Origin of the sequence: Pseudomonas syringae group sp. 26L6 (assembly GCF_032587815.1) — a bacterium.
GTDB classification, from domain to species: domain Bacteria; phylum Pseudomonadota; class Gammaproteobacteria; order Pseudomonadales; family Pseudomonadaceae; genus Aquipseudomonas; species Aquipseudomonas amygdali.
In genome coordinates, this window is record NZ_JAWHPJ010000052.1 from 19,606 (window position 1) to 40,679 (window position 21,074).

Annotated in this window: 15 protein-coding genes and 3 tRNA genes; 7 read left to right on the top strand and 11 right to left on the bottom strand. The window is 57.5% G+C overall.

The window, feature by feature from the left end; translation table 11 throughout:
- Nucleotides 1–135 precede the first annotated feature (135 nt).
- The 6 genes from RYA97_RS20120 to fabI are packed head-to-tail and all read left to right on the top strand — an operon-like array spanning nt 136 to nt 8,339.
- Nucleotides 136–1,965 carry an extracellular solute-binding protein gene (locus RYA97_RS20120; RefSeq protein ID WP_029241053.1) on the top strand — a complete coding sequence of 610 codons (1,830 nt, stop codon included), beginning with the start codon at nt 136–138 and terminating at the stop codon, nt 1,963–1,965.
- Nucleotides 1,962–3,818, top strand: coding sequence for an extracellular solute-binding protein (locus RYA97_RS20125; RefSeq protein ID WP_016982405.1), 1,857 nt, complete (start codon nt 1,962–1,964; stop codon nt 3,816–3,818). The genes RYA97_RS20120 and RYA97_RS20125 overlap by 4 nt, the downstream gene beginning before the upstream one ends.
- A 1-nt stretch (nt 3,819) precedes the next feature.
- Entirely contained in the window at nt 3,820–4,893 is a 1,074-nt protein-coding gene (locus RYA97_RS20130) for a microcin C ABC transporter permease YejB (protein ID WP_005733152.1), read from the top strand.
- Nucleotide 4,894: 1 nt separating this feature from the next.
- Nucleotides 4,895–5,914, top strand: a complete 1,020-nt coding sequence (locus RYA97_RS20135; RefSeq protein ID WP_002552741.1) for an ABC transporter permease — start codon at nt 4,895–4,897, stop codon at nt 5,912–5,914.
- Between the two features lies 1 nt (nt 5,915).
- Nucleotides 5,916–7,526, top strand: a complete 1,611-nt coding sequence (locus RYA97_RS20140) for an ABC transporter ATP-binding protein (RefSeq protein WP_005743883.1) — start codon at nt 5,916–5,918, stop codon at nt 7,524–7,526.
- 18 nt (nt 7,527–7,544) lie between these two features.
- Nucleotides 7,545–8,339, top strand: a complete 795-nt coding sequence (fabI, locus tag RYA97_RS20145; protein ID WP_004660733.1) for an enoyl-ACP reductase FabI — start codon at nt 7,545–7,547, stop codon at nt 8,337–8,339.
- 110 nt (nt 8,340–8,449) lie between these two features.
- On the opposite strand, the gene RYA97_RS20150 is transcribed toward fabI, so the two are convergent.
- From RYA97_RS20150 to RYA97_RS20190, 9 genes are all read right to left on the bottom strand, one after another.
- Nucleotides 8,450–10,333 (bottom strand): SurA N-terminal domain-containing protein, encoded by a 1,884-nt coding sequence (locus tag RYA97_RS20150; protein WP_004667782.1) that lies wholly within the window; start codon nt 10,331–10,333, stop codon nt 8,450–8,452.
- 205 nt (nt 10,334–10,538) lie between these two features.
- Nucleotides 10,539–10,811 carry an HU family DNA-binding protein gene (locus RYA97_RS20155; protein WP_002552737.1) on the bottom strand — a complete coding sequence of 91 codons (273 nt, stop codon included), beginning with the start codon at nt 10,809–10,811 and terminating at the stop codon, nt 10,539–10,541.
- Nucleotides 10,812–10,957: 146 nt separating this feature from the next.
- Nucleotides 10,958–13,354 carry an endopeptidase La gene (gene lon, locus RYA97_RS20160; protein WP_002552736.1) on the bottom strand — a complete coding sequence of 799 codons (2,397 nt, stop codon included), beginning with the start codon at nt 13,352–13,354 and terminating at the stop codon, nt 10,958–10,960.
- A 210-nt stretch (nt 13,355–13,564) separates the two neighbouring features.
- A complete protein-coding gene (gene clpX / locus RYA97_RS20165; RefSeq protein WP_002552735.1) occupies nt 13,565–14,848 on the bottom strand; it encodes an ATP-dependent Clp protease ATP-binding subunit ClpX in 1,284 nt (427 codons plus the stop codon).
- Nucleotides 14,849–14,954: 106 nt separating this feature from the next.
- Nucleotides 14,955–15,596 carry an ATP-dependent Clp endopeptidase proteolytic subunit ClpP gene (gene clpP, locus RYA97_RS20170; RefSeq protein WP_002552734.1) on the bottom strand — a complete coding sequence of 214 codons (642 nt, stop codon included), beginning with the start codon at nt 15,594–15,596 and terminating at the stop codon, nt 14,955–14,957.
- Between the two features lie 91 nt (nt 15,597–15,687).
- Nucleotides 15,688–16,998 carry a trigger factor gene (tig, locus tag RYA97_RS20175; RefSeq protein ID WP_002552733.1) on the bottom strand — a complete coding sequence of 437 codons (1,311 nt, stop codon included), beginning with the start codon at nt 16,996–16,998 and terminating at the stop codon, nt 15,688–15,690.
- A 382-nt stretch (nt 16,999–17,380) separates the two neighbouring features.
- Nucleotides 17,381–17,465: transfer RNA gene (locus RYA97_RS20180), tRNA-Leu, on the bottom strand.
- 56 nt (nt 17,466–17,521) lie between these two features.
- A tRNA-His gene (locus RYA97_RS20185) sits at nt 17,522–17,597 on the bottom strand.
- Nucleotides 17,598–17,648: 51 nt separating this feature from the next.
- Nucleotides 17,649–17,725: transfer RNA gene (locus RYA97_RS20190), tRNA-Arg, on the bottom strand.
- 294 nt (nt 17,726–18,019) lie between these two features.
- Between RYA97_RS20190 and folD the strand changes: the two genes are divergently transcribed.
- A complete protein-coding gene (gene folD / locus RYA97_RS20195; protein ID WP_016982407.1) occupies nt 18,020–18,874 on the top strand; it encodes a bifunctional methylenetetrahydrofolate dehydrogenase/methenyltetrahydrofolate cyclohydrolase FolD in 855 nt (284 codons plus the stop codon).
- Between the two features lie 61 nt (nt 18,875–18,935).
- Here the strand turns inward: folD and RYA97_RS20200 are convergent, their stop codons facing one another.
- Together RYA97_RS20200 and RYA97_RS20205 are read right to left on the bottom strand one after the other, a co-directional pair.
- Complete coding sequence (locus tag RYA97_RS20200) at nt 18,936–20,708, bottom strand: ABC transporter substrate-binding protein (protein ID WP_117140538.1); 1,773 nt, start codon at nt 20,706–20,708, stop codon at nt 18,936–18,938.
- An 85-nt stretch (nt 20,709–20,793) separates the two neighbouring features.
- Nucleotides 20,794–21,066, bottom strand: coding sequence for a DUF2160 domain-containing protein (locus RYA97_RS20205; RefSeq protein WP_002552730.1), 273 nt, complete (start codon nt 21,064–21,066; stop codon nt 20,794–20,796).
- Nucleotides 21,067–21,074 lie beyond the last annotated feature (8 nt).

Sequence of the window (21,074 nt, forward strand, 5' to 3'; positions counted from 1 at the left end):
ACCGCGGCCACTTGCCCTTCGATAACCTTGGGGCGGGTGGCCGATGCAGCCCCGGCGGCGCAGTCACCTGCAGTCTTTTTCCAGCTGGAACAAGCTGTTACTGTTAGCGACCCGAAAGCCCAAGTCGCCTGGATCGTGATACGTCCCTTCCTGCTAACCATCAGCCTGGCCTTGAGCTTCTGCGCCAACGCAGCCATCACAGAAAGTCATGGCTATGCGCAGTTTGGTGTTCTCAAGTACCCGGCCAGCTTTACTCATTTCGACTGGGTCAATCCCGAGGCGCCGAAAGGGGGCACCTTGAGAATGATGGCGTTTGGTACGTTCGACACGCTCAATCCTTACACATTCAAGGGCAGCAGCCCGGTCTCGACCGGAAACTTCCTGCAATACGGCGTCAATGAACTGAACGAGCCGTTGATGGTGGGCACAGGGCAGTACGACCCGTCCGGCGATGAACCGACCTCCAGTTACGGGCTGATCGCCCAGTCCGTTGAATACAGCGAGGACCGCAGCTGGGTGGTGTTCAACCTGCGCCCGCAGGCGCGCTTTCACGATGGCAAGCCCATCACCGCCTACGACGTCGCGTTTTCCTACCGAACGCTGCTCAAGGACGGTCATCCTCAATACCGCACCGCCTTGCAGGAAGTGCAGCGCGTCGACATCCTCAATCGTCATCGCATCCGGTTTGTCTTCAAGCGCTCTGGCAATCCGTTGCTGATTCTGCGTCTTGGGGAACTGCCAGTGCTGCCCCAGCATTACTGGAAGAACAGAGACTTCAAGGCGACTACCTTCGAACCGCCGCTGGGCAGTGGTCCCTACCGCATCACCCGCGTGCAGCCCGGACGTCAGCTGGTGTTCGAGCGGGTCAAGGATTACTGGGGCAAGGACCTGCCGGTCAACCGCGGCAAATACAATTTCGACCGGGTGGAAGTCGAGTTCTACCGCGACAGCGATGTGGCGTTCGAAGCATTCAAGGCGGGCGAATTCGATATCTACATCGAGCATCAGGCCAAGAACTGGGCCAATGGCTATAACTTCCCGGCAGTGGCAAACGGTCAGGTAATCAAGGCGCAGATTCCGCACCGCATACCGACCCAGACCCAAGGCCTGTTCATGAACACCCGGCGCGCGGCCTTCGCCGATATCCGCGTACGCGAAGCACTGGGGCTGTTGTTCAATTTCGAATGGACCAACCGCACACTGTTCAGCGACGCTTATGAGCGTTCGACCAGCTATTACCCCAACAGCGAGTTTTCAGCGACGGGCCTGCCGAGCGGGGCTGAATGGTTATTGCTGGCGCCTTATCGCGATCAGTTGCCCGCCAGTCTGTTTACCCAGCCATTTGCCCCATCGAAAACCGATGGCGGCGGCATCCCGCGCGATACTCTGCGCAAGGCCTTGAAACTGCTTGCCGATGCTGGCTGGACGCTGTCGGACAAGGGCTTGCTCAACGCCGACAAGCAACCGCTGCGCTTCGAGATCCTGCTGGTCAACCCCAACCTCGAACGCATCCTGCAGCCCTACATTGAAGACCTGCGACGCCTGGGTATCGATGCAGGGCTGCGCACCGTCGATCGCGCCCAGTACAAACAACGCCTGGACCGTTTCGACTTCGACATGATTCTCATGACCCTGCAACAGACGCTGAGCCCTGGTCTTGAGCAGTGGCAATATTTTCATTCAAGCCAGGCCGCGATCAACGGCAGCAAGAACTACGCCGGCATTGCCAACCCGGTGGTCGACGCCCTGCTGAACAAACTGCTCGGCGCGCAAACCCGCGATGAACAGGTCGCGGCTGCGCGAGCGCTGGACCGCGTGCTGCTGGCTCAGCACTACAGCATTCCCAACTGGTATCTGAACAATCATCGGCTTGCCTATCGCAACCGATTCGCCATGGTCACCACCCCGCCCTACACCCTGGGGCTGCGTGCGTGGTGGCTCAAGACTCTGGAGAAGCCCCGATGAACCCATTGCATTCCCTGCGCGCGCAAGCGGCCGGCCTGCTGTTGGCCAGCCTCGCCTGCACGGTACAGGCTGCGCCTCAGCATGGCGTGACGCTGTACGACGAGCCGCCCAAGTACCCGGCCGACTTCAAGCACTTCGACTACGTGAACCCGGATGCGCCCAAGGGTGGCACGTTCCGCCAGGCAGGCTTCGGCGGTTTCGACAGCCTCAACCCGTTCATCAACAAGGGCGTGCCGGCAGATGACATCGGCCTGATCTACGACACCCTGGCCCGTGCAAGCCTGGATGAACCGTTCAGTGAGTACGGGCTGGTTGCCGGTAAAATCGAGAAAGCCCCGGACAACAGCTGGGTACGCTTCTACCTGCGCCCGGAAGCGCGCTTTCATGACGGCCACCCGATGCGTGCCGAAGACGTGGAGTTCAGCTTCAAGACACTGATGGAGCACGGGTCGCCCATGTACAAGGGTTACTACGCCGACGTCGATCAGGTGGTCGTCGAAGACCCGCTGCGCGTGCTGTTCAAATTCAAGCACAAGGGCAATCGGGAGATGCCGCTGATTCTTGGCCAGTTACCCGTGCTGCCCAAACATTTCTGGGCAGATCGCGACTTCAGCAAGGGCAACCTGGACTTCCCGCTGGGCAGCGGGCCGTACAAGGTCGCCGATGTAAAAGCCGGGCGCTCGGTGCGCTATGAACGGGTCAAGGATTACTGGGCCAAGGACCTGCCGATCAATAAGGGCTTCTACAACTTCGATGTGCTGAACACCGACTACTATCGCGACAACACCGTCGCGCTGGAAGCGGGCAAAGCCGGGCAGTTCGATTATTGGGTGGAAACCAGCGCCAAGAACTGGGCAACTGCATATGACACGCCAGCAGTCCGGGATGGCAGGCTGATCAAGGAAGAGCTGCCCAATGGCAATCCGACGGGCATGCAGGGTTTTGTCTTAAACCTGCGCAAGCCGGTGTTTCAAGACGTCAGGGTCCGTGAGGCGCTGACTCTGCTGCTGGACTTCGAGTGGACCAACAAACAGCTGTTCAACGGCTCGTACAGCCGCACCAAAAGCTATTTCGACAACTCGGAAATGGCCGCCAGCGGTCTGCCGTCTGCCGAAGAACTGAAAATTCTTGAACCGTTGCGCGGCAAGATTCCGGATCGAGTGTTCACCGAACCCTTTACGCTGCCGGTAACCGATGGCAGTGGCATGATTCGTCCACAGCAACGCCGGGCCTTCCAGCTGTTGCAGGAAGCGGGCTGGAAGATCGTCGACGACAAGATGGTAGATGCACAGGGCAACCCGGTGAAGCTGGAGTTTCTGATCGCCCAGACCGAGTTCGAGCGCATTCTGTTGCCTTACAAACGTAACCTGAGTGATCTGGGCATCGAGCTGGTGATTCGCCGCGCCGACGTGTCGCAATACATCAACCGCCTGCGCTCGCGAGACTACGACATGATCGTCACTGGCTATCCGCAGTCCAGCTCACCCGGTAACGAGCAGCGCGTGTATTTCGACTCATCCAGCGCCGACAACCCGGGCAGCCGCAACTTCATGGGCCTCAAGGACCCGGCGGTAGACACGCTGGTCAACGGGCTGATCAACGCCGACTCCCGGGAAAGCCTGATCACCCATACCAAAGCGCTGGACCGCGTATTACTGTGGGGTTTTTACGTTGTACCCAACTGGCACATCAAAACCTGGCGGGTGGCTTACTGGAATCACATCGACCATCCCAAGGCCAAGGCGCTTTCCGATATCGGCCTGATGACCTGGTGGGCGAAGCCGAATGTCAAACCCGCCACCGCGACCCCGTCAGCCACTGATCAGGCCAAGCCTGCGAACGCGGAGCAATAACATGCTGGCTTATATTCTGCGACGGCTACTGCTGATCATCCCTACCCTGCTCGGCATTCTGATCATCAACTTCGTCATCATTCAGGCCGCACCCGGTGGACCGGTCGAGCAGATGATCGCCAAGATCGAAGGCTTCGATGGCGCTACCAGCCGAATTGCGGGTGGCGGCGCCGAGGTATCGGTGGCGGGCTCCAACTACCGTGGCGCACAGGGCCTGGACCCGGCACTGATAAAAGAAATCGAACGCATGTACGGTTTCGATAAATCGGCACCGGAACGCCTGTGGATCATGATCAAGAACTACGCCACGCTGGATTTCGGCGACAGCTTCTTTCGCGATGCCAAGGTGATCGACCTGATCGTCGAGAAGATGCCGGTCTCCATCTCTCTGGGGTTATGGAGCACGCTGATCATGTACCTGGTGTCGATCCCGCTTGGGATCGCCAAAGCCACTCGCCACGGCAGTCAGTTCGACGTGTGGACCAGCTCGGCGATCATCGTCGGCTACGCCATCCCGGCGTTTCTGTTCGCGATTCTGCTGATCGTGGTGTTTGCCGGTGGCAGCTACTTCAACTGGTTCCCGCTGCGTGGGCTGACCTCGAACAACTATGACGAACTGAGCACCCTGGGCAAGATCTTCGACTACTTCTGGCATCTGGTGCTGCCGGTCACCGCGCTGGTGATCGGCAACTTCGCCACCATGACGCTGCTGACCAAGAACAGCTTTCTCGATGAAATCAGCAAGCAATATGTCACCACCGCCAAAGCCAAGGGCCTGAGCAACCACAAGGTGCTCTACGGCCATGTGTTTCGCAACGCGATGCTGCTAGTGATCGCCGGCTTCCCGTCGGCGTTCATCGGTATCTTCTTCACCGGCTCGCTGCTGGTGGAAGTGATCTTTTCGCTGGACGGCCTGGGCCTGATGAGCTTTGAAGCCGCTATCAACCGCGACTACCCGGTGGTGTTCGGCACCCTGTTCATCTTCACCCTGCTGGGGTTGGTGGTGAAGCTGATCGGCGACATCACCTACACCCTGGTAGACCCGCGCATCGACTTCGAAAGCAGGAAGCATTGATATGAAGCTGTCTCCTCTCAATCGCCGTCGCTTCGAACGCTTCAAAGCCAACCGACGCGGCTGGTGGTCACTGTGGCTGTTCCTCATCCTGTTCGGCCTGAGCCTGGGCGCCGAACTGATCGCCAACGATAAACCGCTCGCCGTGCGCTACGACGGTCACTGGTACTTCCCGGTGCTGGAGCGTTACCCGGAGACCACCTTCGGCGGCGAATTCCCGCTGGAAGCCAATTACAAGAGCCCGTACATCAAGGAATTGCTCGCGGCGAAGGATGGCTGGACCCTGTGGGCGCCCATCCCGTTCAGTTACCAGAGCATCAACTACGACCTGAAAGTCCCCGCCCCTGCGCCACCGTCCCGGGAAAACCTGCTGGGCACCGACGATCAGGGCCGTGATGTATTGGCACGAGTGATCTACGGCTTCAGGATTTCCGTGCTGTTCGCCCTGACCCTGACCATCCTCAGCTCGATCATCGGCGTCATCGCCGGTGCCCTGCAGGGTTTCTATGGCGGCTGGGTCGACCTGCTGGGCCAGCGTTTTCTGGAAGTGTGGTCGGGCCTGCCCGTGCTGTATCTGTTGATCATTCTCGCCAGCTTCGTGCAACCCAACTTCTGGTGGCTGCTGGGCATCATGCTGCTGTTCTCCTGGATGAATCTGGTAGACGTGGTGCGTGCCGAGTTCCTGCGTGGCCGGAATCTGGAATATGTAAGAGCCGCGCGAGCGCTGGGCATGGAGAACGGCGCGATCATGTTCCGCCATATCCTGCCCAACGCCATGGTATCGACCATGACCTTCATGCCGTTCATCCTCACCGGGGCCATCGGCACCTTGACTGCACTGGACTTCCTGGGCTTCGGCCTGCCCGCCGGATCACCTTCGCTGGGCGAACTGGTAGCGCAGGGCAAATCCAACCTGCAGGCACCCTGGCTGGGCATCAGCGCGTTCGCTGTGCTGGCCATTATGCTGAGCCTGCTGGTGTTCATCGGCGAATCCGCCCGCGATGCTTTCGACCCAAGGAAATAAGATGAGCAATGACAATCTGATCGAAATCCGCGATCTGGCGGTCGAGTTCGTGACGGGCGACTCACGGCAACGGGTGGTCGAGAACATCAGTTTTGACATCCGTCGGGGTGAAACCCTCGCACTGGTCGGCGAAAGCGGCTCGGGCAAATCAGTTACAGCGCATTCGATCCTGCGCCTGCTGCCCTACCCCATTGCCAGTCATCCGAGCGGCACTGTCCGCTACGGCGGTGAAGACCTGCTGAAAGTGGAAGAGAAAAAGCTGCGCTCGATCCGTGGCAACCGTATCGCCATGATCTTCCAGGAACCGATGACCTCGCTGAACCCGCTGCACTCGGTCGAAAAACAAATCAACGAGGTACTGGGCCTGCACAAGGGCCTGACCGGCAAGGACGCCACCAAACGCACGCTGGAGCTTCTTGAGCTGGTAGGCATCCCAGAGCCACACAAACGGCTCAAAGCCTTGCCACACGAGCTGTCAGGCGGCCAACGCCAGCGTGTAATGATAGCGATGGCACTGGCTAACGAGCCGGAGCTGCTGATTGCCGACGAACCGACCACTGCACTGGATGTCACGGTACAGCTGAAAATTCTTGAATTGCTCAAGCAATTGCAGGCTCGCCTGGGCATGGCATTGCTGCTTATCAGCCACGATTTGAACGTGGTGAGGCAAATAGCCAACCGAGTATGTGTCATGCAGCGCGGTTGCATCGTCGAACAGGCATCGTGCGAAGAATTGTTCCGTTCGCCGCAACACCCTTACACCAAAGTGTTGCTCAGCGCAGAGCCCAGCGGCGGTCCTTCGACCAACCCGGCCGGCGCCCCGCTGCTTGAAGTCGAGGACCTGAAAGTCTGGTTCCCGATCAAAAAGGGCCTGCTCAAGCGCACGGTCGACCACGTCAAGGCGGTGGACGGCATACGCTTCAGCCTGCCGCAAGGGCAAACACTGGGCATCGTGGGTGAAAGCGGGTCGGGCAAATCGACGCTGGGGCTGGCGATTCTTCGGCTGATCGGCAGCCAGGGCACCATACGTTTCAAGGGCAACGCGCTAGAATCTCTGTCGCAACAGCAGATCCGTCCGCTGCGCAGGCAGATGCAGGTGGTGTTCCAGGACCCGTTTGGTAGTTTGAGCCCGCGTATGTCAGTGGGTGAAATCGTTGGCGAAGGCTTGCGAATCCATGGCATGGGCACGGCCGCCGAGCAACAGACGGCGATCATCGAAGCACTCAGGGAGGTTGGCCTGGATCCGGATACCCGGCACCGCTACCCTCACGAGTTCTCCGGTGGCCAACGGCAGAGGATCGCCATTGCACGTGCGCTGGTATTGAAACCGGCGCTTATCTTGCTGGACGAGCCGACGTCAGCCCTCGACCGGACCGTACAGCGTCAGGTCGTCGAGCTGCTTCGCTCGCTGCAAGCCAAGTACAATCTGACGTATTTGTTCATCAGCCATGACCTGGCTGTCGTCAAAGCGCTGAGCCACCAGTTGATGGTGGTCAAGCAAGGCCAAGTGGTCGAACAGGGTGCAGCGCAGGACATCTTCGCCGCACCGCAACATCCTTATACACAGCAGCTGCTGGAAGCCGCCTTTTTGGCACCGGTAGCTGTCGATTAACCTGAAGAGGAACAACACATGGGTTTTCTCGCCGGTAAGCGCGTCCTGATCGTCGGTGTCGCCAGTAAACTGTCCATCGCATCCGGCATTGCTGCCGCCATGCATCGTGAAGGTGCAGAGCTTGCTTTCACCTACCAGAACGACAAGCTCAAGGGCCGTGTCGAAGAGTTCGCCGCAGGCTGGGGCTCAGGTCCTGAGCTGTGCTTCCCTTGCGATGTGGCCAGCGACGAAGAGATCACCAAGGTCTTTGAAGAGCTGAGTAAAAAGTGGGACGGCCTGGACGTGATCGTTCACTCGGTCGGCTTTGCTCCGGGTGACCAGCTCGACGGCGACTTCACCGACGCTACTACTCGCGAAGGTTTCCGCATCGCTCACGACATCAGCGCCTACAGCTTCGTGGCCCTGGCCAAGGCTGGTCGCGAAATGATGAAGGGCCGCAATGGCAGCCTGCTGACCCTGTCGTACCTGGGCGCAGAGCGCACCATGCCCAACTACAACGTCATGGGCATGGCCAAGGCCAGCCTGGAAGCCGGCGTTCGTTACCTTGCCGGCAGTCTCGGCCCGGAAGGTACTCGCGTCAATGCTGTATCGGCCGGCCCGATCCGCACACTGGCGGCTTCGGGTATCAAGAACTTCCGCAAAATGCTGGCTGCCAACGAGGCGCAGACTCCTTTGCGCCGCAACGTGACCATCGACGAAGTAGGCAATGCCGGTGCGTTCCTGTGCTCTGACCTGGCGTCGGGCATCAGTGGTGAGATCATGTACGTCGACGGCGGTTTCAACACCACCGCGATGGGCAGCATGGAAGAGTAAGACGGCAAGCGCCGCTCCTCGCGAGCGGCATTTTTCCGACAGGCAACTTTCCTGCACTCAAAAAGAAGGCCGCTCAGTGAGCGGCCTTCTTTTTTGTGCGGGTTTCGAGCTTAGAACTTCTCGATCTTCGCCTTGCTTTCCAGCTGTGCACGGTACGCAGCGAAATCCTGCTGACCCGCACGCGACGCGAGGAAGCGACGGTATTGCGCTTTTTCCGCGTCAGTCGGCGCAGCAGCCTGATTCACGCCATTGAGGCGCACAATCACGAAGCTGCCATCGGCTGCAGTAATGCTGGCAAATTCCGGCTTGCCCTTGCCATCAGGCTTGGGCATGCGGAACAGCGTCTGCAGTACTTGAGGATCAACGCCTTCCTGACTGCGAGTGACTGCTTCCATCGATTTCCAGTCACGTCCATCCTGCTTCGCAGCCAGCGGGATCTTGCCATCACGCAGCCCGGCCAGCAGAGCCTCGCCCTTGGCCTTGGCAGCGGCCGTGGCGTGCTCCTTGACCAGTTGAGTGCGAATCGAGCTGGCAACGCTCTCAAGCGGCAACTGCTGAGGTTGCAGATGCTCTTTGGAGCGCACCACCACGACGGTCTCCGGATCCAGCTCCAGCGTGTTGCTGTTGGAGCCTTCTTCCAGCACTTCCGGGCTGAACGCAGCCTGGATAACCGCACGGTTGGCTGTAATACCCTCACCGCCTTCACGACCGAATGGCGCAGTGGTCTGAACCTTCAGGCCCAGGTCCTGTGCCGGTTGAGACAGATCGGACGATTCAAACGCAGAATCTTCCAGCTGCTTGGTCACTTCGACAAATTTCTGCTCGACCAGCTGCGATTTCAAATCCGTGGTCAGTTTGTCTTTCAGACTGGCGAAGGTCGGCACCGATGGAGCCTCGACGCCCAGCAACTTGATCAGGTGCCAGCCGAAGTCGGTACGCACAGGCTGCGATACCTGGTCCTTGTTCAAGGCATACAATGTGTCTTCGAACGCAGGGTCATAGACACCCTTGCCTGCGTAACCAAGATCACCTCCCTTGCTGGACGAACCAGGGTCCTGCGAATATTCCTTGGCCAGCGCCGCAAAATCTTCACCCTTGGCCAGACGCTGTTGAATTTCTTCAATCTTCGCCTTGGCCTGCTCGTCGTTCAGTTTGTCGTTCACCTCGATCAGGATGTGCGCAGCACGACGCTGTTCGGACAGATTGGCGATTTCCTTCTGATAAGCCGCCTGCAAGTCCTCATCCTTGACCTGCACCTTGTCGAAGAAAGACGACTTCTTCAATTCGATGTAATCAAGCACAACCTGCTCAGGGCTCATGAACTCCTTGGCATGCTGGTCGTAGTGAGCCTTGACTTCGTCGTCCGTCACTTTGACCGCCGTGGTATCGGCGGGCAGGGTCAGCGACGCGAAATCACGGGTCTGCTTTTCCAGACGGGCAAAAGCGTCAACCTGTGCATCGGTTACGAAAGCACTGCCGGCAACCCCCGCACGCACCTGACCGATGAGCATTTCCTGGCCAAGCATCTGGCGGAACTGCAAACGGCTGTAACCCAGCTGGCGAATGACCTGATCGAAACGGTCAGCACTGAACTTGCCATCGACCTGAAACTCAGGCGTCTGCAAAAGCTGCTGATCCAGTGCCGCGTCGGAAAACGAGAATTTCGCATCCGTTGCACCTTGCAGCAGCAGCTTGCGGTCGATCAGGCCTTTGAGGGCTGATTCACGCAACAGCTTTTCATCCAGCATCGCAGGATCGAAATCCTTGCCCAACTGCTGCGCGAGCTGCTGAGCCAACTGACGCCGCTGCATGTCGACGGCCTGGCTCAACTCATTCTGAGAGATGTCCTCGCCGTTCACTTCAGCCGCGTTCTGCTTATTGCTGGTAGCGGTAAACAACGCCTCGATGCCGGTGAAGGCCATCAAAGCGATGATGATTCCGATAATTGTCTTGGCAATCCAGCCTTGTGAATTGTCCCTGATGTTCTGCAGCATTGCGTCCCCCAAAACGGTTGAACTGACTAACCAACCGCGGAGCGTGGGTAGAAAGCGGATAGAAGAAAGGCGCATCCGAGGATGCGCCTTCTCGTAACTGACGGAGCGGTAGGGCTCGAACCCCTCGGTGTTGCAACCGAATGCACCACCGCTCCGCTACTGGATCAGGACAGACCCGACCCAGCGGGCAAAGGCATCGAGAGGCTTAGTTGACAGCTTCTTTGAGGGCTTTACCAGCTTTGAAACCTGGTTTTTTAGCAGCAGCGATTTCCAGCGTCTTACCAGTCTGAGGGTTGCGACCGATGCGAGCAGGACGATCAGTCACGGAGAACGTACCAAAGCCAACCAAAACAACCGAGTCGCCAGCCTTCAGAGCGCCAGTGACGGATTCGATCACTGCGTCCAGCGCACGGCCAGCAGCAGCTTTCGGGATATCAGCAGATGCAGCGATAGCATCAATCAGTTCCGACTTGTTCACTCTAAGTCCCCTTATCTCTATATTGAGTATGTTTCTAAGTTTTAGGTGTTAAGCAAAACGAGCGCTGGAAGGCTTGCTGGTGCTTGCTTTAAAGAGCCGCTTTATAACAAGGGCTCTAAAAAGCTGTCAAGGAAGCCTACCCAGTCTTAATGCGTGCTAATTCTGTCCTTAGAGTCAGACTCGCGTTTTTCTTCCTTTGCGACCAGATCTGTAGCCACGTCCGGCAACGGCTCCGGCGCGTATTGCAGCGCAATTTGCAGGACTTCGTCAATCCATTTAACGGGCTTGATTTGCAGATCCTGCTTGATATTGTCAGGAATCTCCTTCAAATCACGCACGTTTTCTTCCGGAATGATCACCGTCTTGATTCCGCCGCGATGCGCAGCCAGAAGTTTTTCCTTCAGACCACCAATCGCCAGCACCTGCCCGCGCAAGGTAATCTCGCCCGTCATTGCCACATCGGCACGTACCGGGATCTGTGTAAGCGCTGATACCAGAGCAGTACACATGCCTACGCCAGCGCTTGGTCCATCCTTGGGCGTCGCGCCTTCCGGCATGTGGATATGCGTGTCGTGTTTCTCGTGGAAATCGGCTGGAATGCCCAGACTACGGGCACGACTGCGCACCACGGTCTGCGCGGCTGTAATGGATTCGACCATGACATCACCCAGCGAACCGGTCTTGATCAACTGGCCCTTGCCCGATACAACCGCAGCCTCGATGGTCAGCAATTCACCGCCCACCTGAGTCCACGCCAGGCCTGTGACCTGACCGATCTGATCCTGTTGCTCGGCCAGTCCGTAGCGGAATTTGCGCACACCCAGGAAGTGTTCGAGCATCTCGGCAGTAACCTGCACGGAGAAGCGTTTTTCCATGGCGTGTTCTTTAACCGCCTTGCGGCAAACCTTGGCAATCTGGCGCTCTAGACCGCGTACGCCCGCTTCACGGGTGTAGTAGCGAATGATGTCGCGGATTGCTTCCTCGTCGAACTGGATCTCGCCTTTCTTCAAGCCATTGGCCTGAATCTGCTTGGGCGAGAGGTATTTGACGGCGATGTTGATCTTTTCGTCTTCGGTGTAACCCGGCAGGCGAATGACTTCCATCCGGTCCAGCAAGGCTGGCGGAATATTCATCGAGTTCGACGTGCACAGGAACATTACGTCGGAAAGATCGTAGTCGACTTCGAGGTAGTGATCATTGAAGTTATGGTTCTGCTCGGGGTCCAGGACCTCAAGCAATGCCGACGCCGGATCGCCGCGCATGTCACTGCCCATCTTGTCGATTTCATCAAGCAGGAACAGCGGGTTGCGGACGCCCACTTTTGTCATCTTTTGTATCAATCTTCCTGGCATCGACCCGATGTAAGTCCGGCGATGACCACGAATTTCAGCCTCGTCACGCACCCCGCCCAGCGCCATTCGCACAAACTTGCGATTGGTTGCATTGGCGATAGATTCTGCAAGGGAAGTTTTACCCACACCTGGAGGCCCTACCAGACACAGCACAGGGCCACGAATCTTCTTCACGCGCTTTTGCACGGCGAGGTATTCGAGAATGCGTTCCTTGACCTCATCCAGACCATAATGGTCGGCATCGAGGATCGCTTCGGCGCGCGCAAGGTCCAGACGCACCTTGCTCTGAGCCTTCCACGGCACCTGAACCAGCCAGTCGATGTAGGAGCGCACCACAGTCGCCTCGGCCGACATCGGCGACATCTGCTTGAGCTTGTTCAGCTCGGCAGTCGCTTTGGTCAGAGCATCCTTGGGCAGCCCGGCAGCGTCGATGCGCTTTTTCAGCTCTTCAATTTCGTTATGGCCTTCGTCGCCATCGCCCAGTTCTTTCTGAATGGCCTTCATCTGCTCATTCAGGTAGTACTCGCGCTGGCTGCGCTCCATTTGTTTTTTCACACGACCGCGAATGCGCTTTTCAACCTGCAGCAGGTCGATTTCGGCATCCAGCAAGGCCAGCACGTGCTCAACACGGGCCGACAGGTCGATAATCTCGAGAATTTCCTGCTTCTGCTCGATCTTGAGCGCCATGTGCGCTGCCATGGTGTCAACCAGGCGACCGGGCTCATCGATGCTGTTGAGCGACGAGAGGACTTCTGCGGGGACTTTCTTGCCAAGCTGCACATACTGCTCGAACTGAGCCAGCAGGCTGCGCACAAATACTTCGGACTCGCGATCCGGCGCATCGACTTCGTCGATCAACGCGACGTCGGCGCGGTAATGGCCATCGACTTCGATGAAACGCTCTACCGAACCACGCTGCTCACCTTCGACCAGCACCTTGACGGTGCCATCAGGCAGCTTGAGCAGCTGCAGTACGGTGGCAATAGTGCCGACGTTGTACAACGCCTTTTCATCAGGATCGTCGTCAGCCGGGTTTCTTTGCGCGAGCAGCAGAATCTGCTTGTCGCCCGTCATTGCCGCTTCAAGGGCTTCGATAGACTTCTCGCGCCCCACGAACAGCGGGATAACCATGTGCGGATAAACCACGACATCACGCAATGGCAAGAGAGGCAATTCAATAGTGGTCTTCATGATTTCGCCTCTACGGCGGCCAATTGGCCGGGACAGATGGAATTAGCTTGAAGCCAAGATGGGGGTAGCGTCCAAAAAAAACAAGCTCTAGAGCCACGACCCGCCAAGATCAATTTCTTCATACAAGACGAATGAACGGCTGAAAAATGCAAAAGGGGGCCAAAAAGGCCCCCTTCCGTATTACTTCACACGCCCATACACCTGCGTGTGTTACGCGTCAGGGGCAACCTTGGCAGGCGGCTCACTGTTTTCGTAGATCAGCAGCGGCTTGGACGTACCATCGATAACGCTCTCATCGATCACCACCTTGCTCACGTCACTTTGCGACGGAATTTCGTACATGGTGTCGAGCAGCACGCCTTCGAGGATGGAACGCAAGCCACGGGCACCGGTCTTGCGCTCCAGCGCGCGACGGGCAACCGACTTCAACGCGTCGGTGCGGAACTCGAGGTCCACGCCTTCCATCTCGAACAGCTTGGCATACTGCTTGGTCAGCGCATTCTTCGGCTCGGTGAGGATCTGTATCAAAGCAGCCTCATCCAGCTCGTCCAGCGTTGCAAGCACTGGCAGACGGCCCACGAACTCGGGGATCAGACCGAACTTGACCAGATCGTCAGGCTCGACTTCACGCAGGGACTCGCCAACCTTCTTGCCCTCCTCCTTGCTGCGAACCTCGGCGTTGAAGCCGATGCCGCCACGGGTGGAACGGTTCTGAATGACCTTTTCCAGGCCCGAGAAGGCACCACCGCAGATAAAGAGGATGTTGCGTGTGTCCACTTGCAGGAATTCCTGCTGCGGATGCTTGCGACCACCTTGCGGAGGAACGGAAGCCACGGTGCCCTCGATCAGCTTCAGCAAGGCTTGCTGCACGCCTTCGCCGGAAACGTCACGAGTGATCGAAGGGTTGTCGGATTTGCGCGAAATCTTGTCGATTTCATCGATGTAGACAATGCCCATCTGGGCCTTCTCGACATCGTAATCACATTTCTGCAACAGCTTCTGGATAATGTTTTCAACGTCCTCACCCACATAACCGGCTTCGGTCAGGGTGGTGGCGTCAGCGATGGTGAACGGCACATTGAGCAGACGGGCCAGTGTTTCGGCCAGCAGCGTCTTGCCGGAGCCCGTAGGGCCGATCAGCAGGATGTTGCTCTTGCCCAGTTCAACGTCGTCGTTCTTCTTGTCGCGCTGGTTCAGACGCTTGTAGTGGTTGTACACCGCTACTGCGAGGACCTTTTTGGCACGTTCCTGACCGATTACATACTGGTCAAGGATGCCGCTGATTTCTTTAGGCGAAGGCAATTTATGCGCGCTGCTTTCGGCCTGTGCTTCCTGCACCTCCTCGCGGATGATGTCGTTGCACAGGTCGACGCACTCGTCGCAGATAAAGACCGAGGGGCCGGCAATCAATTTGCGCACTTCATGCTGGCTTTTGCCACAGAAGGAGCAATAGAGCAATTTGCCGTTGTCCTCGCCGTTGCGGGTGTCAGTCATTCGATCGATCCAATCCGGTAGGCTTGCAACACAAGATGAAGGCTATTGCGGGCTTTTTCAAGTCCGCAGGCGGTCGGTTGTGCCGACCCCCTACATTTTGAGCCGCTTAGGCAGGCATTTGACGCTTGTTGATCACGGAGTCGATCAGGCCGTATTCAGCCGCACGCTCTGCGCTCATGAAGTTGTCACGCTCGGTGTCGCGCTCGATGGTTTCGAGGCTCTGGCCGGTGTGATGCGCCAGCAGCGAGTTGAGACGATGACGAATGTGCAGGATTTCCTTGGCATGGATGTCGATATCCGACGCCTGACCCTGGAAACCGCCCAGCGGCTGGTGAATCATCATCCGCGAGTTGGGCAGGCAATGACGCTTGCCTTCTGCACCACCGGCCAGCAGGAATGCACCCATGCTGCAAGCCTGACCGATACAGATAGTCGAAACGTCCGGCTTGATGAACTGCATGGTGTCGTAGATCGACATGCCTGCTGTCACCGAACCGCCCGGCGAGTTGATGTAGAGATGGATATCCTTGTCCGGGTTTTCCGCTTCAAGGAAGAGCAGTTGTGCCGCGATAAGGTTGGCCATGTAGTCCTCTACCGGACCAACCATAAAGATGACTCGCTCCTTGAGAAGGCGCGAATAGATGTCATAGGCGCGTTCGCCACGGGCGGACTGCTCGATAACCATCGGGACCAGGCCGCCAGCGGCCTGGATGTCAGAGTTCTGCTGAATATAAGAATTGCGGGACATGTCCTGCATTCACTCCCAAATAGTCGAGTCTTGAATACGCACAAGCCAGCGCGAAGGCTGGCTTGTGGGTGTTTTCGCACGAAAAGAGAAATCAGTCGGCTTTTGGAGCTTCCACCGGCTTGACAGCTTCTTCGTAGGAGACCGATTTGTCGGTCACGCTAGCTTTCTGCAAAACAGTATCTACAACTTGCTCTTCAAGCACAACAGAACGTACCTCGTTCATTTGCTGCTCGTTCTTGTAGTACCAGGCAACAACCTGCTCAGGCTCCTGATAGGCGGATGCCATTTCCTGAATCATTTCACGTACGCGAGCATCATCAGGCTTGAGGTCGAACTGCTTGACGACCTCGGCAACGATCAGACCCAGCTCGACGCGACGCTTGGCCTGCTCTTCGAACAGCTCAGCCGGCAACTGGTCTGGCTTGATGTTGCCGCCGAACTGTTGAACAGCCTGGACGCGCAGACGGTTGACTTCGTTTTCCAGCAGCGCTTTAGGCACTTCGATCGGGTTGGCAGCCAGCAGACCGTCCATGACCTGATTCTTGACCTTGGACTTGATCGCCTGACGCAGCTCGCGCTCCATGTTCTTGCGAACCTCGGTGCGGAAGCCTTCGATACCGGTTTCCTTGATACCGAACTGCTTGAAGAACTCTTCGTTCAGCTCAGGCAGCTTTGGCTCGGAAACGGTATTGACGGTCACGGTGAACTCGGCAGCCTTGCCGGCCAGCTCAAGGTTCTGATAGTCCTCGGGGAAGGTCACGTTCAGAACGCGCTCTTCGCCAGCCTTGGCGCCAACCAGACCGTCTTCGAAACCAGGAATCATGCGACCGGAACCCAGCACCAGCTGGGTAGCCGTAGCAGAACCGCCAGCGAACACTTCGCCGTCGACCTTGCCCACGAAATCGATGTTCAGCTGGTCTTCGTTCTGGGCAGCACGGTCGGCCACTTCAAAACGAACGTTCTGCTTGCGCAGTACTTCCAGCATGTTGTCCAGATCGCTGTCCGCCACGTCGGCAGACAGGCGCTCTACGGCGATGGTGTCGAAACCGGCAACGGTGAATTCCGGGAATACTTCGAAAGTAGCCACGTATTCCAGGTCTTTGCCTTTTTCGAAAGATTTCGGCTCTACAGCAGGAGCACCGGCCGGGTTCAGCTTCTGCTCAACCACAGCTTCGTAGAAAGTAGCCTGAATCAGATCGCCCAGTGCTTCCTGACGTGCGCCGTCTTCATAACGCTGACGGATCACGCTCATAGGCACCTTGCCTGGGCGGAAGCCCGGGATCTTGGCTTTGCGTGCGGTCTGCTGCAGACGCTTGTTGACTTCAGTCTCGATGCGTTCGGCAGGCACGCCAATGGTCATGCGGCGCTCAAGAGCGGAAGTATTTTCAACAGAAACTTGCATGGATATTCCTCGTTGCACAGACGTTAGCCGGCCGTTTCCGACCCCAGAATCAAGGGCATGCATTCTAGTGGGTCAAACTCAAGAAGTCACCCTACTGAAAAAGGGCGGGTTAACAAGAAGGAATCGGACTACAGCCGGAGGAGAAAGGAAAACACCTCGCATCACTCGCGACGTGTCTGGCACGGCCCCTATATAAGGAAACCTCTGCGCCGGACGATGACCGAATCCATCTACATAGCACGCCCCACTCGACCGGCGGCAATAGGGCCGCCGGACCCGCGAGGCGATGGAACGAATACGCCAAAACAAAAAAAGCCGCACTAGGCGGCTTTCTTTTTGTAGCTTTTGCAACCGAAGCGTTACCACTCGACTACAGTTATCCTGGTGCGGACGGAGAGACTCGAACTCTCACACCTTGCGGCGCTGGAACCTAAATCCAGTGTGTCTACCAATTCCACCACATCCGCATTTCAGATTTTTAAAGCAAAGGCGCCAGACTATGAATCTGGCGCCCTTCTTAATATGGGGTGGACGATGGGGTTCGAACCCACGACCGCAGGAGTCACAATCCTGTGCTCTACCAACTGAGCTACGCCCACCATATTGCGCGTGACGATAAAACTTACTTGCTGTGCCAAAGCTGCCTTAAATGGCGCACCCGGCAGGACTCGAACCTGCGACCATCCGCTTAGAAGGCGGATGCTCTATCCAGCTGAGCTACGGGCACTTATATAATTTGTATTCTTGCGATAACAAACTAAAAGGCTTTCAATCACACCGAGCTGATTTGCAACTCTGCCTGACCTAATCAACCAGTGCTAGCTTAACCAGTGCTGGGCTCTGCCCGGCAAGTGCGACGAATCTTATAGACGGCCCCTGGGGTCGTCAACCTTTTTTTTGAAAAAAATTCAGCTAGATAAAGGAGTTAGCGGAATATACAAAGCAATCGCCTTTGCCCTCGCGCCATGTCATGCGAGAATGCGCGCTCATTTTATTTCCTCTCGATGGTTAATCACGCGTCATGACTGCAAAACTAATCGACGGCAAGGCGATCGCCGCCAGCCTGCGCCAGCAGATCGCCAAACGTGTCGCCGAACGTAGCCAGCAAGGTCTGCGTACGCCGGGCCTCGCGGTGATTCTGGTCGGCAGCGACCCTGCCTCTCAGGTCTATGTCTCTCACAAGCGCAAGGACTGCGAGGAAGTCGGCTTTATCTCCCAGGCCTACGACTTGCCCGCTGAGACCACTCAGACCGCACTGACCGATCTGATCGACCGCCTCAATGAAGACGCCGCTGTCGACGGCATCCTCCTGCAATTGCCTTTGCCAGCCCATCTGGACGCATCGCTGCTGCTGGAACGCATCCGCCCTGACAAGGACGTGGACGGTTTCCATCCTTATAACGTCGGCCGTCTGGCCCAGCGCATTCCCCTGCTGCGACCGTGCACACCCAAAGGGATCATTACCCTGCTGGAAAGCACCGGAGTCGATCTGTACGGGCTGGATGCTGTGGTGGTTGGCGCGTCGAACATTGTCGGCCGCCCCATGGCCATGGAATTGCTGCTGGCGGGCTGCACCGTCACCGTGACCCACCGTTTCACCAAGGATCTGGCAGGCCATGTAAGCCGTGCCGATCTGGTGGTGGTTGCCGCTGGCAAGCCCGGCCTGGTCAAGGGCGAATGGATCAAGCCCGGCGCGATTGTCATCGACGTCGGCATCAACCGTCAGGACGATGGCAAGCTGGTTGGCGACGTGGTTTACGAGACTGCCCTGCCCCGCGCCGGCTGGATCACTCCGGTTCCGGGCGGCGTTGGCCCCATGACCCGCGCCTGCCTGCTGGAAAACACGCTGTACGCCGCAGAAACCCTGCACGACTGATCAGCCTGCAGCAATAAAAAACGGCACCTTCAAGGTGCCGTTTTTTTACCTCGACAAAACCTTACTTCTTGCCAGCCTCCCAGCTTTTCAGCAGGTCAGCGTAGGCGATGGTTTCACCCTTGGGTTTCTCGTTGGCCAGCTTGCGCTGTGGCGCGAGGAATTTGCCGTTGCTCTCTTCGGCGTTCTTGTACCAGGCTTCCGCAGTGGTTTCCGGATTCATCTTCGGCGCACACTTGCTGGCTTCCTGAACCTTGGAACGTTCGATGCGCGTCATGATTGCATCCTGGTCCTTGGCCAGACCGTCGAGGGCCTCCTGCGCACTCTTCTCGCCCGTGACCGCCTCGGCCACATGGCTCCACCACAGCTGTGCCAGCTTCGGATAGTCAGGCACGTTGGTGCCGGTAGGCGACCATTGAACGCGGGCCGGGCTGCGATAGAACTCCACCAGACCTCCCAGCTTGGGTGCCAGCGCGGTCATCTCCTTGGAATTGATGTCCGACTCGCGAATCGGCGTCAGACCGACAATGGTTTTCTTCAGCGAAACACTTTTCGAGGTCACGAACTGCGCATACAGCCAGGCCGCCAGGCGCTTCTTCTCGTCGGAAGACTTCAGGAAGGTCCATGAGCCCACGTCCTGATAACCGAGCTTCATGCCTTCTTTCCAGTACGGCCCTTTGGGTGACGGGGCCATGCGCCATTTCGGCGTGCCATCTGCGTTCATGACCGACAGGCCCGGCTTGGTCATGTCGGCAGTAAAGGCGGTGTACCAGAAGATCTGTTGCGCGACGTTACCCTGCGACGGAACCGGACCGGACTCCGAAAAGGTCATACCCGCAGCTTCAGGCGGTGCGTAGGCTTTCAGCCAGTCGATGTATTTCTGAGTCGCGAATACCGCTGCCGGCCCGTTGGTGTCGCCACCGCGGGTAATGCTGGAGCCGACCGGGTGGCAATCCTCGACGCGGATGCCCCACTCGTCCACAGGCAGACCGTTAGGCAAGCCCTTGTCGCCGCTGCCAGCCATGGAGAACCAGGCATCGGTGAAGCGCCAGCCCAGCGACGGGTCCTTCTTGCCGTAATCCATGTGCCCGAAGACTTTCTTGCCGTCGATCTCCTTGACGTCTTCGCTGAAGAATTTGGCAATGTCTTCGTAGGCAGACCAGTTGACCGGGACGCCCAGCTCATAGCCGTACTTGTCCTTGAACTTCTTTTTCAGGTCGGGACGTTCGAACCAGTCGGCACGGAACCAGTACAGGTTGGCGAATTGCTGATCAGGCAGCTGGTAAAGCTTGCCGTCCGGCGCGGTGGTGAACGAGGTGCCGATGAAGTCTTTCAGGTCCAGAGTCGGCGAGGTGACCTTGCTGCCTTCCGGACTGGCCATCAGGTCGGTCAGCGACAGTGCCTTGCCGTAGCGGAAGTGTGTCCCGATCAGGTCCGAGTCGTTGACCCAGCCGTCGTAAATACTTTTGTCCGACTGCATGGCGGTTTGCAGTTTTTCGATCACATCACCCTCTTGCAGCAGGTCATGGGTGACTTTGATACCAGTGATTTCAGTGAAGGCCTTGGCCAGGGTTTTCGATTCGTACTCGTGGGTGGTCAGGGTTTCCGACACCACCTTGATGTCCATGCCACGGAACGGCTCGGCGGCCTTGATGAACCACTCCAGCTCTTTCAACTGTTCTGCATCGGAAAGCGTACTCGGCTTGAATTCACTGGCCGCCCACTTCTTCGCCGCATCTTCGTACTGATCTGCCCACGCCGAAACACTCAACCCGCTGAGCATCATCATGGTCGCCAGCGTCACGCTATGTTGCAGCTTGTTTTTCTTATTGAACATAGTCATCTCCAATGTTGCTTTTATGTAGTCCCGCTTTTCGAATATCGCCGACCGGATCACCCCGGCAATCGCGCCCGGCCGCCCTCTAACCCCAACGCATCACCACCAACAGCCACACCAGGGAGGCCCCTGAAGCGATCCAGACACTCCAGTCGGTCGCGCCTATCACCAGCAAATGCAGGTAAGCGCTACCCAGAAGCCCAATGAACAAACGGTCGCCACGCGTGGTGGCAATCGGCAGAAAACCACGGCGCTCGATACTTGCCGAGCGCAACTCCCATACGGTCATCCCCGCCAGAAGCAATGCGATGCTGATGAAAAAGGCCGCAGTGGGCAGTGTCCAGGACATCCACTCCATTTTTTCGA

Bases quoted from the DNA above. Each gene is read 5' to 3' on its own strand.
- folD (WP_016982407.1), top strand. From the start codon at position 18,020: ATGACTGCAAAACTAATCGACGGCAAGGCGATCGCCGCCAGCCTGCGC.
- clpX (WP_002552735.1), bottom strand. From the start codon at position 14,848: ATGACTGACACCCGCAACGGCGAGGACAACGGCAAATTGCTCTATTGC.
- lon (WP_002552736.1), bottom strand. From the start codon at position 13,354: ATGAAGACCACTATTGAATTGCCTCTCTTGCCATTGCGTGATGTCGTG.
- tig (WP_002552733.1), bottom strand. From the start codon at position 16,998: ATGCAAGTTTCTGTTGAAAATACTTCCGCTCTTGAGCGCCGCATGACC.
- RYA97_RS20140 (WP_005743883.1), top strand. From the start codon at position 5,916: ATGAGCAATGACAATCTGATCGAAATCCGCGATCTGGCGGTCGAGTTC.
- fabI (WP_004660733.1), top strand. From the start codon at position 7,545: ATGGGTTTTCTCGCCGGTAAGCGCGTCCTGATCGTCGGTGTCGCCAGT.
- RYA97_RS20200 (WP_117140538.1), bottom strand. From the start codon at position 20,708: ATGTTCAATAAGAAAAACAAGCTGCAACATAGCGTGACGCTGGCGACC.
- RYA97_RS20150 (WP_004667782.1), bottom strand. From the start codon at position 10,333: ATGCTGCAGAACATCAGGGACAATTCACAAGGCTGGATTGCCAAGACA.
- RYA97_RS20125 (WP_016982405.1), top strand. From the start codon at position 1,962: ATGAACCCATTGCATTCCCTGCGCGCGCAAGCGGCCGGCCTGCTGTTG.
- clpP (WP_002552734.1), bottom strand. From the start codon at position 15,596: ATGTCCCGCAATTCTTATATTCAGCAGAACTCTGACATCCAGGCCGCT.
- RYA97_RS20205 (WP_002552730.1), bottom strand. From the start codon at position 21,066: ATGGAGTGGATGTCCTGGACACTGCCCACTGCGGCCTTTTTCATCAGC.
- RYA97_RS20130 (WP_005733152.1), top strand. From the start codon at position 3,820: ATGCTGGCTTATATTCTGCGACGGCTACTGCTGATCATCCCTACCCTG.
- RYA97_RS20135 (WP_002552741.1), top strand. From the start codon at position 4,895: ATGAAGCTGTCTCCTCTCAATCGCCGTCGCTTCGAACGCTTCAAAGCC.